This window comes from Pseudoalteromonas sp. APC 3250 (genome assembly GCF_030407915.1).
In the GTDB taxonomy this organism is placed as follows: domain Bacteria; phylum Pseudomonadota; class Gammaproteobacteria; order Enterobacterales; family Alteromonadaceae; genus Pseudoalteromonas; species Pseudoalteromonas tetraodonis.
The window spans coordinates 17,983-32,759 of sequence record NZ_JASDCM010000001.1 but is presented as its reverse complement, the minus strand read 5'-3'; the positions used below and the strand labels follow the sequence as shown (position 1 = coordinate 32,759).

The window sequence follows — 14,777 nt, the reverse complement described above, 5'->3', positions numbered from 1 at the left end:
TATTTATAAAGTTCTTGATGCATAACAAATAATACTTTTTAACTTAATAAAATAAATAACACACTACTAATTAATTATTATATTGTATGCAACAAACCTAATATTTTCAATTTATCAAGGTGCTTTATTTTTAATGCGGAAGAAGAGATTAGTAATTTGAAGTATTTGCAAAGAGGTGAAGTTTTAATATTTTTGTTAAGGAACTAATTAGCGCATTAGTTAAACTACAATATGGGTTCATACATTAAAAAAGGCGCTTAAAAAGCGCCTTGCTAACAAGTATGTGTGCTTAGAACATATCTTGATAGGAATGTGTTGTATTGAATGTAATTGCTTTTTCAAAGCCTGGCAGCTGAATGCTGTGCTCATCAATAACAATGTCATTTTCATCAATCAGCCCATCACCAAAACGATAAACTAGCGCGTATTGACCTAAATCTGCTTGTTGTTGATAGTGCTGTTGTGCTTCATTTACCGCTGCATGCTTGCTGGTATAAAGCCCCATCATTTCATCGCCATGACGCTTAGCAAGCATCTGCATCGTTACTTTTGCTGAAAGCACTGTGGCTGTTGCATTATTACCACCAAACCCTTTAGAGTTTATAAATGCAATATCCATATCACCACAATCATAGTGACTGTTACGAATATCTAAATGATCTGCATAAACATCATCAGCCACTTTATCTATAGTGGTAATACCCGGCATAATATTATGACTAAATACACCTAAGGCAATGGCAAGCTGATCGCCACTGGCAGGTGCTATAGTATGGCCAACATACGCTTTAGGGGCGGTTACTTTCCAATTATCTATTGCAAATGTTTGCGCTACTTTATGATAAATTAACGACTCAGTTACGCGGTTTTGTGGTGTGCTTGAACCATGGGCTAAAATAAAACTACGTTGCTGTAATGCCTCTTTACCTAGTAAGCTACTGGCAAGTGCAGCCGATTTTGCCATGGTAATGTAGTTACCAGGCCCAGGTGAAGTAATTGATTTTTTTACTCCATCGGCGTTAACAAATACATCAGGCACACAGCCCATAATGTCTGCACCTAGTTCAAGTGCCAGCGCATCATCCATTAATATAGCCACTTGTGCGCCTTCACCTAAAGTAAAGCCACAGTTTTCGCCAAATGGGCGGCTGCTTCTACGATAATCAGGTTCATCGTCATGACTTAAATCATCTAAGCGGCGCAAACCTTCAATATTAGCCAGCGCACTCATATTGCCAAAGCCTTCAACCACTTCAGGGGTAATCGCACATTCTACACTTGCCACAATTGCAACACGTGTGCGCCCTGCTTGTATATCATTTACTGCTGCGCGCAAGTTATATAAAAAAGTAGCACACGCACCCGATGTAGAAAAAGTAGTCCCTACATTGCCCGTAACATAGGCATTGATAAAATCGGTCGACATTGTATTTAAACCCAGTGCTAGCTGCTTTGTGCTGACGCGATCACCCTGCTGGCGCGCTTTGACTAACCCACCTAAACCTTTATCGTCCATTTGGCCAATAACCGATGCTGAATAGGTACCAATTTTATCAGGCTCAACACTATTCATAATGTATTGCCAATCAAGTCCGGTTGATTTTATTGCATCGGTGGCAGCAAAAATAGTGGCTTGTAAACCACGAGGTTGGTAGCGGCTATTGTACATAATTGACGGATCAAACCCTGTGGGTAGTTGCCCAGCAGATTTAATTGGGTTATCACGAGTAGAATCATGTTTAATATCAAATTGAGCCGCAATAGTTACTTTCACTTTTTTATTTTCAAGCTCTTCTACGTGCCAACTTTCAGGTACTGGCGAAGGTAAATCACGACGGCGTGTTTCAAACACAATCGCGTTTTCATCCGATGCGGTTAACGTCATTTTTTGCTGCCACGGCGTGGCATCTACATCAAAGTGTTGTTTTTCAATTTTACGAATTAATGTACCTGCAATAATTTGCTCACCAAAACGTGCTTCTATGTCGCTTTGCTCAACATTATTGCCTTGCATGTCTTGTAGTTGTCCATTCACAACACTCACTAAATTCATTAATGTGGCGAGGCCTAAAAATGTTTCTTGGCGAGCTTGTGACTCTAAGCTATCTAACACGATACGACGATAACCTTGATGAAAAGAAGTACGGCCAGCGGCATTAATGCCTCCCATGCCGACAATGACGGGTAATGCGGTCATAATTTACCTTTAAAAAAACGTGTTATAAGAATATGGAGTTAGTTTAAATGGATTACGCACATATCTTTGTGCTTTAATAGCCAAATATTAAGCATAAAAGGCCAGAAACAACTGGTCGGAGCATTTAAATGAGCAATAACCCAACAAATCCACCATTAAATATAGCTATTGCTGTTTACTCGCATCTACTGGTAACTAGTTTAACCTTGCCAATTGAAATGCTCAGAGCAGGTGAAGCGTTCGCCAAAGGGCACACTAGTAAAAAAAACTTCAGAGCACTGAATATTCATTTAATTGCAAAAAATATGGCTCCTATTGCAACCAGAACAGGTTTAGCCATCGTGCCTGATTGCAGCAGTGATAACGCCCCCTATTGCGATTTAATCATTGTTCCGGGTATTTGGCGTAATCCACGCCCTGTTGTTAAAACGAATCAACCAATAGTTAATTGGCTCAATGAGAGTTTTACCATGGGAAGCCATATTATTGGTGTTGGTACCGGCAATTGTTTGCTCGCAGAAGCCGGTTTACTTGATGGGCACCCTGCAACCACTCACTGGCATTATGCCAAGCAATTTTCTCAAGATTATCCAAACGTTAGCTTAAAACCTGATTTTTTTATTACCCAATCAGAGCGCATGTATACGGTAGCCAGTTTAAATGCCTTAGCTGACGTTATTGTTCATATTATTAGCCAATACTATGGTAAAGAAGCGGCGCAGCATGTTGAGCGGAACTTTTCACATGAAATACGTAAACCCTACGAAGATCAACGCTATTTAGAAGGCGCCGTTAACCGACATGCTGATGAACTTATTGCACAAATACAATTTTGGTTAAAAACTAATTTATCTAGTGAGTTAGATTTACAAGAAGTCGCGGCACAATTTAGCTTAAGCTACCGCACGTTTACACGCAGGTTTCGACTTGCTACAAATCAAAGCCCTATAGAGTACTGGCAGCAGCTACGTGTTGAAGGTGCAAAAGAATTACTGGCCTCATCGAACTTATCAATTCAGGAAGTCGCGTTAGAAGTTGGTTATAACGATCAAGGCCATTTAACCCGTGTGTTTAAAAAGGTATTGAGCCAAACCCCGAGCGAATACAGAAAAGTAGTCAGACGAAAGTTATTTGGTTAATGTTTCTTTGCCCTTGTTTGATATTTTAGTCAGGCCGTTGACAACGCAGTTTCGACCGTTGTTTTTAGCTAAATATAAATAATTATCGGCTAATCTTAAAATTTCACTCAGGTGAGTATGCTCATGTGCATCAATACCGACCAAGCCAATACTGATAGTGATGTTTAACGTGCTCTGCATATAAGTAAATTGATGATTTTGTATGTCAGTTCTTAGCTTATCCATTGTGATTATAGCGACCTCTATGTCGTCATTTACCACCAATGTAAATTCTTCACCGCCAAAACGATAAACATGTTCATCGCCTAAATGTTTTTTAAATAACTGTGTTAATTGTACCAGCACTGAATCACCGGCATCGTGCCCATATTTATCGTTTACTTTTTTAAAAAAATCCAGATCAGCTAAGGCAAAAAAATAGGGGTTAGAAAAGTCGATATGGTTATGAAAATGGCTTTTAAAAGCACGCCGGTTATAAGCCTGCGTTAAGCTGTCGCGTAATGCTAAATTAATAATTTCCTCTTGATTAGAGGCTCTCATCGATTCAAAAACATGTGAAACACCCCACACAATAATATACGTCAGAGAAAGATTAATGATGAGCTTAAAATTTATTTCAACTAACCGTTTGTCGATAACATAAAACAGCAATAACAACGTAATCAAAAAGCCAAAGCTGCTTATAAAACCATGCTTTTTTCCAAACAATAAGTAAACCAATACAGGAAGAGTACACACCCAATGCGATATGCCAGTCTCTAGATTAATTGCGGTGATAGCAAGCAACACAACCGCAAAGTAAATATAAATAACAGCATAGCTATGCCATAATTTAGAGCGGTTTGTTCTCGTTTGGTGATAGGTATAAATACAAAAAAAAGCTAATGCAAGTTCAATAAAGCCCAAAACATAATTTTTACTCATAAACACATTAACGTAAGCCACAACTAAAGCAACTAATGTAATTATTAAGCTTATATTTTTGAATACGGTTAATCTGACTGATTCTGTTTTATCAAATGAATGCTGATGCATTAATATCCCTCTAAATTATTACCTCCCATAAACTTCAAGCATATCAGCCTAGCATTAAAAAATAGATAATAACTACAACTTATATGTAAGCCTACTTACTATAACAGCTAATATTAGCCTAAATTTAAATATGCGTGAACAAAGATTGATAGGCCTTGATTAGATCTTTTTATATATATAAATTATAGTATTACTCATTAGGTGTAGTGGTATTAACATAGGGAGATAGCCGATGGATGAATTAACCAATTTGCTTGTCGAACAACACAACAATGCATCCATTAAGGCTAAACTAGCTAACTTACTCACTTTGGTCCGTAAACATTTAGATATGGATGTTGCTTTTATATCTGAATTTATTAACGATGAGCGTGTTTTTAAAGTGGTCGATAACCCCTCTGAAAACCAAGTTGTTAAAGTGGGTAATGCCGATCCGATTAATGAAACGTATTGCCAACAAATCACCGACAACAAGCTTAGCCCTATTATTACTAATACCAAAGCAAACCCAATAACCAAAGCGATGCCGGTTACAAAAAAATTAGGTATAGGGGCATATATAGGTGTACCTATCAACCTGTCAAACGGTAAATTATATGGTACGTTTTGTTGTTATAAATCACACCATGATGAGAGCTTAAATGAGCGCGATTTATCTTTTTTAAATATTATTTCAGAAATAGCGACCGGATTAATTGAAAAGAGTTTAGATAAAAGCGTATCGTACAACCACACAAAATCAACTATTGAGCAAATTATTGGCGATAATGATATTAGTATCTATTTCCAGCCTATTTATAGTCAACTAAATAATAAAGTTGTAGGTTTTGAGTCGCTTGCACGTTTTTTAACCACCCCTTATAAAACCCCTGATATCTGGTTTGAAGAAGCGAGTAAGGTGGGTTTAAGTGAATCATTAGAAATGCTGGCCATTAAAAATGCAGTAGCCAGTATGGCAAAGTTTAATAATACAACTTACATTGCCATTAATTGCTCGCCTTCGCACATTCTTAGCAGTGCACTTGAACGAACATTACAACAGATTGACTGCACTAGGCTGGTATTAGAAATTACTGAACATTCGCCAATTTCTAATTACGAAAAAATGCGAGCTGCACTTAGGCCTCTCAGAAACAAAGGTCTGCGCTTGGCCATTGACGATGTTGGCGCTGGCTTTTCCTCATTTCAGCACATACTAGAGCTTGAGGCCGATATTATAAAATTAGATATTAGCCTGACTCAAAATATAAACACAGACGATCGTAAATTTTTACTGGCAAAAGCACTGTGTGGATTTGCAAAAGCAATCGACTGCACCATTGTTGCCGAAGGGATCGAAACCGCAGAAGAACTAAACTCGTTAAGAATACTCAATGTAGACAGTGTACAAGGTTATTTTATTGGCCGCCCTGCACCAATTGAAGATGCGCTTAGCTTCCAAAACAAAGCACTACCCGCATAAAAACGCCACTAATTAGTGGCGCTCGGTATCAATACTGTCTTTTCGATAATAGCGTTTATGATAACTTTTCACTTTAGCATGCACGCCTTTACTTAAGCTTTTAAACTTAGCTTCTAGCACGTCAACGCCATATAAAATACCCACCACAAGCACCGAGAGCTTAATAGCAGCCCCGAGGTTTTCAGTTGCTATCATCACGCCAATGGAGGCCAGTACCCAAATGGTGGCAGCAGAGGTAACCCCGACTACCGCACCGTCTTTTGCGAGCATTACGCCTGCGCCTAAAAAGCCGATGCCGGTAATTATTTGCCCGACTACGCGAGAATGATCAATCACATCCCCTTGTAAATTAAACGCAGTCGATAAAAACAAGTAAGTACCTAAGGTGATCAGTGCAGAAGTACGGATCCCTACAGGTTTGCCACGCAATTGCCGTTCTATACCAATAATAGCCCCACAAAAAGCCGCCGTACCAATAGCTGCCCACGAGTATGGGGCTACATCGATAAAATCTAAAAATGTCACTTAAAATCCTAATCTATTATTTTTTACCAATAGCAACTGCCGTTCTAAGCCTTTGACTACCAAAAGCCGACATTTTACTAAAATCGCTGCGTGCAATTGGCACATATTGACAGTCAATCGCTAATTGATTGTCGTTACCTGGTTCGCAAAACGGGTCATGTACGTACACACAGTGCGCATCTAAATGAGTAACACATACCCAATGCGGTGATTTTTTTCCATCAAACCGATAAGTGCTTATTAACAGTAACACACTAAAACCTTGGTTTAACCACGTCTCTATATCGGTTAGTTCAACATCTTTATAGGTAACAGGAATATTAGCCGAGGCTATGCCTTCAACAAATTGCTGATGTACTGTCGCCAGCACCGTTTTTTTATTATCACTGCGTACCCCATCTAAAAATAATGGCTCTGAGGTATTAACAATAACCTCACTTTTAAATCCCCGTTTATTTGCAGCCAATGCCAAGCCAAACGGATGACAACCGCCATGTCCCGAGGTCATAAAAATGGTGGTGCCTTCACGCCATAAAGCTAATTCATGTGACTGACTCAGCTCTGTGCTGTTATCAAGCGAGCCCATTGCCATTAATAATGCCGCAGGCCCACAGGTAAACTCGGTAGTTTGCTGATACCATGGCGTTAAACGCTCAACTTGCAACTCGCTGGTTTGACGGATGTTTTTTTGCATGCGCAAGGCATCACTGTGATCATCGTAATAATCACTGTACTGACCAAAAACACGATACCCTACACTTTTATAAAGCCCTATGGCGCTGTCGTTATTTACTGCCACTTCTAAACGCAAATAAATACGCCCACGCTCACTAGTGGCTTTTTCAAGGGCTTTAAGCAGCGTTTTAGCGATTCCTTTGCCCTGCATCGTCGGTAATACGGCTAACGAATACAAACGCGCTAACCGCGTGCCTTTATGGCACCACACCAAACCGTAACCACATAATTGCGCATTGTGCTCGGCAACTAATAAAATCCCATGTTTAGCACTAAGCCAGCGCTTTAAACTTCGCGCACTAAGCTTATCGTTACTAAAGCAGGCATTTTCAAGCGCCACTAAGGCGTTTAAATCACTCGCGCTTGCAGGGCGAATACTAATATCCGCCCCTGCAAAAATCGTTATATCAGACAATGCGTTAAGCATTAGCCGCGACCTCGTGCTTCAAGGCGCTGTTTAAACTCATCCATAATGATCATGTATAACTCATCACCTAAGTAACCATCTTCTACTTTGTGATCAATACTTGGGTTATCGTTTACTTCCAACACATACGCACGGCCTTGATGCTCTTTTACATCCACACCGTATAAACCCTTACCCACGGTTTTACATGCTTTTAAAGCAGCATCCAGTACAGCTTTAGGTAATTCAAACGTAGGTAATGTTTCAAAGCCACCCGAGAAAAAGCGTTTTGCGTCATGGTTATATATTTGCCAATGGTTACGCGCCATTAAATAACGACACGCATAAATAGCACGACCATTAAGTACCCCTACACGCCAATCATATTCTGTGTACATGTACTCTTGCGCCAGAACTAACGCACTTAAAGCAAATAATTCACTAAGCTTAGCTTCTAATTCATCACGATTAGCAACTTTATACACGCCTTTTGAAAACGACCCTTCTGGCATTTTTAATACCAGCGGATAAGTAAACGACGCTTCTAGTTGCTCAATTGTGTCTTTTGATTGATCTGCGACCACCACGGTTTTTAAGCTCGGTACTTTCTGATAATTGAATGCATCATGTAAGTACACTTTATTACAGCATCGTAAAATAGACTCCGCATCATCAATCACCACTAAACCTAGGCTTTGCGCTTTACTTGCAAGGCGGTACGTTGGGTGATCAATCGCTGTTGTTTGTCGAATAAACAACGCATCAAATTGGGCAATATTGTCTATTTCCTCAAAGCTAAGTGCTTTTGCGTTAATACCATGTTTCGCTGCTGCTTTTATAAAACGGGCTATTGCATCTTTATCACTTGGCGGTACTTTTTCGTTATGATCAACCAATATCGCCATATCCCAACGGAAACGGCGCTCTACTTTACCAATACGCCATTGCGTTTGGGTAAACTCATTTAGCTTTTCAATAAACGCAGCATATTGTTGCTCGCTTAGGGACGCTAATGATCCTTGTTGTAATAGGCCTTGCTCATCAACAAATAAAATAGGCGCTGGGTATTGTTTAAATACCGATTTAGCGGCTTTAGCTTGTTGATCATTTCCCGCATGACCAAAATAAACAGCACCATCAATATGGCCAATATTTTGTAATGACGCTTGATTGCTTCGAAGCGCGTTAATTGTTTTTACACTCGGTAATACTTGGTGCTTGCGCGCCTCAGCAAGTAACGAACAGTAATAGCCTTTACTTAAATACTGGCTAGCATCACATAGATTTATTATGCGGGTTTTTGGTTCGTTGCGTTTTGGGTAGTCACGCAAATAGGTGTTAAAGGTAATGACATTTTCAAATGAAAGAGCAAGCGTTTGCTCATTGTTATCAACCACAATTAAGGTTTTAAACACGACTTTTCCTAGTTAAGTCAAAATATACAAAGCAGCCTTGCTAATCAGTTAGCTCAGCGAATAAAACAGCAAATAGAAACACCCATCGCACTAAGTGCAGCATTTAGCAAATCACTTAATACGATAGGTGCTTTAACGAATATCTACTATAAACGTTAGCGCTTAAATTGCTTAAGCGACAGGTGATTTATATGCCCTTTTTTAGATGCGCACAAACGAGATATTTTTAGCGTAAAGATAAAAATTTTTGATGAACTTTTTTATTGCTAATTTGTGTTTTAAAATAGCCAAAATTTAATACTAAAAGTGATCATCATGTCTCTTCCCGCTTGTCCTAAATGCCAATGTGAATACGTTTACGAAGACCAACAGCTGCTTATTTGTCCAGAATGTGCCTATGAGTGGAACCCGAATGTTACTAATGACGAAGACGCTATTTTAGTGAAAGACGCAAACGGCACTTTACTTGCTGATGGCGACAAAGTAACCGTAGCTAAAGATTTAAAAATTAAAGGTAGCTCACAAGTTATTAAAATTGGCACCAAGGCCTTAGTAAGACGTGTACTTGATAAAAAAGATCATGAGCTTGACTGTAAAGTAGATGGCATAGGTGAAATGATGGTGACGGCTAAATTTGTTAAAAAAGCCTAAACCCATTGAAATAAACAATTAAATACAGCAAGAACCTGTGTAATCTTGGCGCTTTATTGCATTAACAAACTGACATCCACTTTAACTAATTGATTTTCAGCGCCTTTTAAAAAATTGAAAATCTAAATTCAGTTCTCAAAGTGGTGTGTTAGTTGTCTAGTATTACTACTTCTGCTTTGTGAAAGTGTGTTTTTGCGCTTTGCAAAACATCGGCAGTAAACTTTGAGTTTGGCACTGGTATATCAATAACATTGCCACTTTTACAAAATAAAGTAACGGTATTTGACGCTAGCTGTATTTTAATTATCGCCCCTTTGGGAATAAGCTGCATTCTACTTTTATTATTATTGAACCAGTGAGGTTTTTTGCAAAGTAGAACGTTTTCTCCAATATCAGAAAAAACACGCTCAGGCCTAAAGGTTAAGTACTTTATAATTAAAGCCGTGAGTAAAACACCCGTAATTGTGACGGTAAAAATCCCTATCTCCATAATATTCCCTTAAATTTATGTCCTTTATTTAACTGCTTATCCGTTAATGATTATCAGACTCAAGCAAATCTTATAAGTTCACGCTATAAATGCCTTAGTTGTGATTGAGTGAAACCAGCTAACATCGAGTTATAAACACCCCTTAACTAGTTTATTATATTAGCTTATTAGATAACACAGTTAATGTTTCATCGTAAGCGCGTTGATTAAAGTTACTTGAGTGTGGGTTCATAAAACCATGTAAATAATTAACATGCTTTACATTAACATTAGCCTTTGTTGCCAGCTCAACGTGCAGTGATTTAACATCAAAGTGCGGTTCATAATGCGGAAGTATAAGTTCAATCTCAAACTGTGGTTGTAAGTCTGTATGGTGCCTAATTTGCGAGCTGTAAAAACAAATGCCCTTAGTTATCGTTTTAATCGCCGGATGTGAAGACATTGACCAAATTGCCGATGCGCCAACACTAAAACCAATCAATATGATGTTACCAGCGAGTGGTTTAATCGCTTTTTGTAAAATAGCGACATACTCATCAAGGCCAATATGCTGACTAAAATACTCATAGGCCTGCTGTTCACTGTTAAATGCCATATCCACCCCGCCATAGGGATCGACAATAGACTGAGCGTTTAGTTCTTCAGCTAATGCTTTTAAAGCCGCTGTTTTACCAAATATATCACTAACCAAAACTAAGTTCATAAACGGCTCATCTTTAATTTTATTCTTTAAGTTTCAGGCAATTATTTAACAAAGAAGCCTACGAGATGCTGCGTCTCAAAGTAAGAGACAAATAAATACTACATTCAAAGCACTTTAACCACATCGTAACTATGTTTTACATCACCGAGTGTTAAACTAACTTCATCATCGACTTGTTTACCTAATAACTGTTGGCCTAATAGTGCACCAGAGGTAAGTACTTGAATAGTTGTGCCTTTAATATCAACGGTTAATCCACCAGCTGCTGGGCCTAAATAAAACCATTTTTGTGTGCCTGCATCATCTTCTAAACACACCAATGAACTGACTGCTATTGTGCCTGTAACGACGTCGTTGTAGATGGCTTCAAATAGTTGTATTTCTTTATAACACTCATTCACCCGATCAGCGTGACCTTGCGCTAAATACGCAGCTTCAAGCCCGAGCGTATCATATTGAGTTTCTGCAATACTTTCTTCGTGGGTCGCGGTATCGTGGGCTGTTTGAGCTGCAATTTTCGCAGTATTGAGCTGCTCTTCTAAGGCAAAACGCAGGTGCTCTGTAACATGGGCTTTATTCATTTGGAAATTCACTAAATACGGTAAAAATAATTTTGCCATTTTAGCATTGTTGCTACACCTAACACTATCCCTTTGCTGTGTAACAACAATGCTGATTTAAGCCTATGGCATATCCATTAATGCCTGCGTTTGCTGATCCACTTGCTTATCGTAGTTTTTAGCACTTAACCCAAGTAGCTCGGGTAATGTTGCAGCAATACAAATGGAAGATAACGTGCCTACGACTATTCCTGCAAACAGAGCAATTGCAAATCCCTGCAGCGGCGCCCCTGCTAACAGCCAAACACTTGCAACCGTTGCGAGCGTAGTCCCGGAGGTAATAAGCGTACGAGTTAAGGTGCTTTTAATAGCACTGTTGATAATACTGCTTGGTTTGAGTGTGATGTTTGTTGGTATGCGCAACAGCTCGCGCACCCTATCTCCAACTATTATTGAGTCATTTAGTGAGTAGCCAATAATCGCCAACAAACTGGCTAAAACAGTTAGGTTAAACTCTATTTGTAACCATGAGAATAAGCCAACCACCAGCACTAAGTCATGAAATAAAGCCACCACAGAGCCTAATGCCAAACGCCATTCAAAACGAACAGCTAAATAAATCATTACCGCGACCATCGCAGCAAATAATGCTAAGCAGCCTTGTTCAAATAGTTCATCACCCACTTGAGAGCCAATATAAGCCGATGATAAAACCTCAGCATTTATAGTTGGGTTTTGGCTAATAGCCGTTTTCCAGTCATCGTTATTGCTTGTATTATTGGGGCCTTGTGTTAGTTGAAAATGATTATTGCCCTGTGCTGTTAGCTCAAATTCACCCTGATGATTTTTTGCAATAAATTGCTCAAGCTGTTTTAGTTCAACACCTTGGCTGGTGGTAAACTCTGTTAAGTATCCACCCGTAAAATCAAGGCCAAAGTTTAGCCCTTTTTGTGCAATGGTGAATACCGACAACAACACAAATATGGCGCTGATCAGCATGCCTGTATAACGTATACGAGACCCTGCCTCACATTTTAAAAAAGAATTAAGCATGCGCGTTTACTCCTGCTTTTTTACCCAGCTTTAAATATAAGCTTTGGCTTAAATATTTCGATACATACACACCAGTAAATACCGATGTGATAAGTCCCAGCGCCAGCGTTATAGCAAAGCCTTTTACAGGGCCATAACCTATACCATATAAAATAATCGCGGTGATCATCGTGGTAATATTGGCATCTAAAATCGTATTCGCAGCTTGTTTATAGCCCTCTTGTATCGCTTGATATGGAGGACGTCCTTTGCGGCGCTCTTCTTTAATGCGTTCAAATATAATCACGTTAGTATCAACTGCCATTCCTATGGTTAGCACCAAACCTGCAATACCAGGAAGTGTTAAAACCACCCCAGGTAATAATGACATTAACCCCACTAAAGACGTTAAATTTAAAACTAACGCAACATTTGCAATAAGCCCTAAACGACGATACCACAGCGCCATAAAGGCAAGCGTTAACCCCATGCCTAACATTAACGCCGCCAATCCATTGTTAATGTTGTCTTGGCCAAGGCTTGGACCAATAGTTTGTTCATGTACTATGGTCACTGGCGCCGTAAGCGATCCTGCACGTAGTAATAGCGCTAAATCGGCAGCCGCTTGCTGGCTTTGCATATTGGTTATACTAAAGCGTGAGCTTAAATGCTGGGCTATATTCGCCACATTAATGACTTCGCTTTTTTTAACCACTTCACCTTTAGCATTTTGTGAATACTCTGAATAGAGCGTTGCCATCGGCTTGCCTATATTCGCTTTAGAAAACGTCGACATAGCATCGCCACCTTGGCTATCTAGGCTCAGTTGTACTAAAGGTTTACCCCAGTCATCACGGCCAATATTGGCATTATTAATGTGCTCACCAGTAAAAATAGGCACAGGGTCGAGCTTAATAGTCCCACCCGATTGCAAATTAAATGTTTGCCCGCCAATCTCTTTAAGTTGATAAAATCCAAGTGACGCGGTAGCACCAATAATACGTTTTGCCTCGGCTGGGTCTTGGACGCCGGGTAGCTCAATGCGAATGCGCTGCTTACCTTGGCGCTGTGTAACCGCCTCGGTAATTCCTAACTCTTCAATGCGTGAGCGAAGCGTAGTGAGTGTTTGGCTCATGACTTGTTTATCAAATGCGCTGCGCCCTTGCTCAGAATAACTCACTTTAACGACCTGTAAGTTGCCATGAGTTGATGTGGTTATAGTTAGATTTTCAAAGCGGCTTTTAAGGTCGCTAATAACTGAGGTTAGCTTTTCAGCTGCATTTTCTAATGCACTTATTTCAAAGCCTTGGTTAGTTTGCTTTGCTTTAACACCATAGGCTTTTTGTTTAACAATAATGGCTTTCGTTTGCTGGTAAGCACTGAGTAATTGCTCATCAATGGCTTTATCTAAATCAACATCAAGTACAAACAATACTCCGCCGTTTAAATCAAGACCCAGCTTTATGGGCGATAAACCAAACTCTTGTAACCAAATAGGGCTGGTTGCATGTTCTACAATTTTAACTTGTGTATTTGGGTAATTCGATTTTATAGCCGCTTGAGCTTGGGCACTTTGCGTAGGTGTATTTAAAAGCACATTAATTGTTGCTTGGTTTTCTACCCCTTGGCTGACCTCAAAACCTTGGCTATTTAAAAAGCGCACTATGTTTTCAGTACTTGGTAGTGCTTGTGTTTTAACCTCAGGTGCGGCACTAATATGCAACCACGATTTATTCGGGTATAAATTAGGTAAAGCGCTTATTGCCAGTAAAACCAATACAACCAACATGGCTACATAGCTTAATTTAAATTTAGCCATAAATGGCTTTTTTTGTTTTTTAAAACTTAACATAGTTGTTCCTTATTACTAGGCATAGCCCAGTAACGTACCTATTAGGCACAATTAAAATTAAAGTCAAAACGCGATGCGTTAAAACCAATTAACGATAATTAAGGAACTTTAAGCGTGGTAGGTGGTTACAGCGGTGTATAACAGATTCGCATCTTTCCAGCCGCTCAAGCGCGACTTTTTACTTTTAAAAACCCAAGTATACCAAGGCTGATTTATGATGACTGCTTGCGGTCGCAAAAAAATATGCCTACACCCATTTAGCGCAAAAAACTCATGCACTACATCGTATTCAGGATCGCCCTGCGCACTGTGTAAAAATAAAAAAGAGTTATTGGCTGTTAGCCTAGGTTGATGCGCAGCAAACTCAGAATGCTTTGAGTTTTTATGCTGTAAATTGCCTAGCGATTTTAACGGTGTGGGAGCGTTAGTTAAATTTTCGACATTACCAACATGGCTATAACTGCTTTGGTTATTGTTTAATTCGTGTTTTACACCCATAGCATGGCTTTGCCCACTAAAGAGTGCGGCAAAAAACAAGCATGTAGCTAAAAAAACGCGAAATTTAAACATCTGTC

At 39.4% G+C, this 14,777-nt stretch carries 14 protein-coding genes; 3 read left to right on the top strand and 11 right to left on the bottom strand.

Annotation, left to right across the window (positions count from 1 at the left end; genetic code table 11):
• Positions 1-289: 289 nt before the first annotated feature.
• On the bottom strand, positions 290-2,197 hold the full coding sequence (locus QL986_RS00145; RefSeq protein ID WP_024601049.1) for a beta-ketoacyl synthase: 1,908 nt from the start codon (positions 2,195-2,197) through the stop codon (positions 290-292).
• Positions 2,198-2,325: 128 nt separating this feature from the next.
• On the opposite strand from QL986_RS00145, the gene QL986_RS00140 reads away from it, so the two are divergent.
• Positions 2,326-3,336, top strand: coding sequence for a helix-turn-helix domain-containing protein (locus QL986_RS00140; RefSeq protein ID WP_013464843.1), 1,011 nt, complete (start codon positions 2,326-2,328; stop codon positions 3,334-3,336).
• Here the strand turns inward: QL986_RS00140 and QL986_RS00135 are convergent.
• Positions 3,325-4,371 (bottom strand): GGDEF domain-containing protein, encoded by a 1,047-nt coding sequence (locus QL986_RS00135; RefSeq protein ID WP_024601050.1) that lies wholly within the window; start codon positions 4,369-4,371, stop codon positions 3,325-3,327. The genes QL986_RS00140 and QL986_RS00135 overlap by 12 nt on opposite strands.
• A 232-nt stretch (positions 4,372-4,603) precedes the next feature.
• On the opposite strand from QL986_RS00135, the gene QL986_RS00130 reads away from it, so the two are divergent.
• Positions 4,604-5,833, top strand: a complete 1,230-nt coding sequence (locus QL986_RS00130) for an EAL domain-containing protein (RefSeq protein WP_024601051.1) — start codon at positions 4,604-4,606, stop codon at positions 5,831-5,833.
• A gap of 12 nt (positions 5,834-5,845) precedes the next feature.
• On the opposite strand, the gene QL986_RS00125 is transcribed toward QL986_RS00130, so the two are convergent.
• Genes QL986_RS00125 through QL986_RS00115 form a run of 3 tightly spaced genes read right to left on the bottom strand, consistent with a single transcriptional unit; the run spans position 5,846 to position 8,914 of the window.
• Positions 5,846-6,358: an MgtC/SapB family protein gene (locus QL986_RS00125; RefSeq protein ID WP_013464839.1), complete on the bottom strand. Its 513-nt coding sequence runs from the start codon at positions 6,356-6,358 to the stop codon at positions 5,846-5,848.
• 16 nt (positions 6,359-6,374) lie between these two features.
• Positions 6,375-7,520 (bottom strand): GNAT family N-acetyltransferase/peptidase C39 family protein, encoded by a 1,146-nt coding sequence (locus QL986_RS00120; protein WP_024601052.1) that lies wholly within the window; start codon positions 7,518-7,520, stop codon positions 6,375-6,377.
• Positions 7,520-8,914 (bottom strand): RimK family protein, encoded by a 1,395-nt coding sequence (locus QL986_RS00115; protein WP_028835308.1) that lies wholly within the window; start codon positions 8,912-8,914, stop codon positions 7,520-7,522. Before QL986_RS00115 ends, QL986_RS00120 begins: the two co-directional genes overlap by 1 nt.
• A 315-nt stretch (positions 8,915-9,229) precedes the next feature.
• Here QL986_RS00115 and QL986_RS00110 point away from each other — a divergent pair, with 315 nt between their 5' ends.
• Positions 9,230-9,565, top strand: a complete 336-nt coding sequence (locus tag QL986_RS00110; protein ID WP_013464836.1) for a zinc ribbon domain-containing protein YjdM — start codon at positions 9,230-9,232, stop codon at positions 9,563-9,565.
• 148 nt (positions 9,566-9,713) lie between these two features.
• Here QL986_RS00110 and QL986_RS00105 read toward each other — a convergent pair whose 3' ends face one another.
• From QL986_RS00105 to QL986_RS00080, 6 genes are all read right to left on the bottom strand, one after another.
• The gene (locus QL986_RS00105; RefSeq protein ID WP_231485830.1) at positions 9,714-10,055 is read right to left on the bottom strand and encodes a hypothetical protein; all 342 of its coding nucleotides are present in this window, start codon (positions 10,053-10,055) and stop codon (positions 9,714-9,716) included.
• 154 nt (positions 10,056-10,209) lie between these two features.
• On the bottom strand, positions 10,210-10,758 hold the full coding sequence (locus tag QL986_RS00100; RefSeq protein ID WP_024601054.1) for a hypothetical protein: 549 nt from the start codon (positions 10,756-10,758) through the stop codon (positions 10,210-10,212).
• A 104-nt stretch (positions 10,759-10,862) separates the two neighbouring features.
• Complete coding sequence (locus tag QL986_RS00095) at positions 10,863-11,339, bottom strand: hypothetical protein (RefSeq protein ID WP_024601055.1); 477 nt, start codon at positions 11,337-11,339, stop codon at positions 10,863-10,865.
• Between the two features lie 102 nt (positions 11,340-11,441).
• Positions 11,442-12,371 carry a protein translocase subunit SecF gene (gene secF, locus QL986_RS00090; RefSeq protein WP_016899961.1) on the bottom strand — a complete coding sequence of 310 codons (930 nt, stop codon included), beginning with the start codon at positions 12,369-12,371 and terminating at the stop codon, positions 11,442-11,444.
• Complete coding sequence (gene secD / locus QL986_RS00085; RefSeq protein WP_024601056.1) at positions 12,364-14,202, bottom strand: protein translocase subunit SecD; 1,839 nt, start codon at positions 14,200-14,202, stop codon at positions 12,364-12,366. Before secD ends, secF begins: the two co-directional genes overlap by 8 nt.
• A gap of 108 nt (positions 14,203-14,310) precedes the next feature.
• Positions 14,311-14,772, bottom strand: coding sequence for a hypothetical protein (locus tag QL986_RS00080; protein ID WP_138765184.1), 462 nt, complete (start codon positions 14,770-14,772; stop codon positions 14,311-14,313).
• Between the last annotated feature and the right edge of the window lie 5 nt (positions 14,773-14,777).

Bases quoted from the DNA above. Each gene is read 5' to 3' on its own strand.
- QL986_RS00135 (WP_024601050.1), bottom strand. From the start codon at position 4,371: ATGCATCAGCATTCATTTGATAAAACAGAATCAGTCAGATTAACCGTA.
- QL986_RS00130 (WP_024601051.1), top strand. From the start codon at position 4,604: ATGGATGAATTAACCAATTTGCTTGTCGAACAACACAACAATGCATCC.
- secD (WP_024601056.1), bottom strand. From the start codon at position 14,202: ATGTTAAGTTTTAAAAAACAAAAAAAGCCATTTATGGCTAAATTTAAA.
- QL986_RS00100 (WP_024601054.1), bottom strand. From the start codon at position 10,758: ATGAACTTAGTTTTGGTTAGTGATATATTTGGTAAAACAGCGGCTTTA.
- QL986_RS00140 (WP_013464843.1), top strand. From the start codon at position 2,326: ATGAGCAATAACCCAACAAATCCACCATTAAATATAGCTATTGCTGTT.
- QL986_RS00120 (WP_024601052.1), bottom strand. From the start codon at position 7,520: ATGCTTAACGCATTGTCTGATATAACGATTTTTGCAGGGGCGGATATT.
- QL986_RS00095 (WP_024601055.1), bottom strand. From the start codon at position 11,339: ATGAATAAAGCCCATGTTACAGAGCACCTGCGTTTTGCCTTAGAAGAG.
- QL986_RS00080 (WP_138765184.1), bottom strand. From the start codon at position 14,772: ATGTTTAAATTTCGCGTTTTTTTAGCTACATGCTTGTTTTTTGCCGCA.
- QL986_RS00105 (WP_231485830.1), bottom strand. From the start codon at position 10,055: ATGGAGATAGGGATTTTTACCGTCACAATTACGGGTGTTTTACTCACG.
- QL986_RS00110 (WP_013464836.1), top strand. From the start codon at position 9,230: ATGTCTCTTCCCGCTTGTCCTAAATGCCAATGTGAATACGTTTACGAA.
- secF (WP_016899961.1), bottom strand. From the start codon at position 12,371: ATGCTTAATTCTTTTTTAAAATGTGAGGCAGGGTCTCGTATACGTTAT.
- QL986_RS00145 (WP_024601049.1), bottom strand. From the start codon at position 2,197: ATGACCGCATTACCCGTCATTGTCGGCATGGGAGGCATTAATGCCGCT.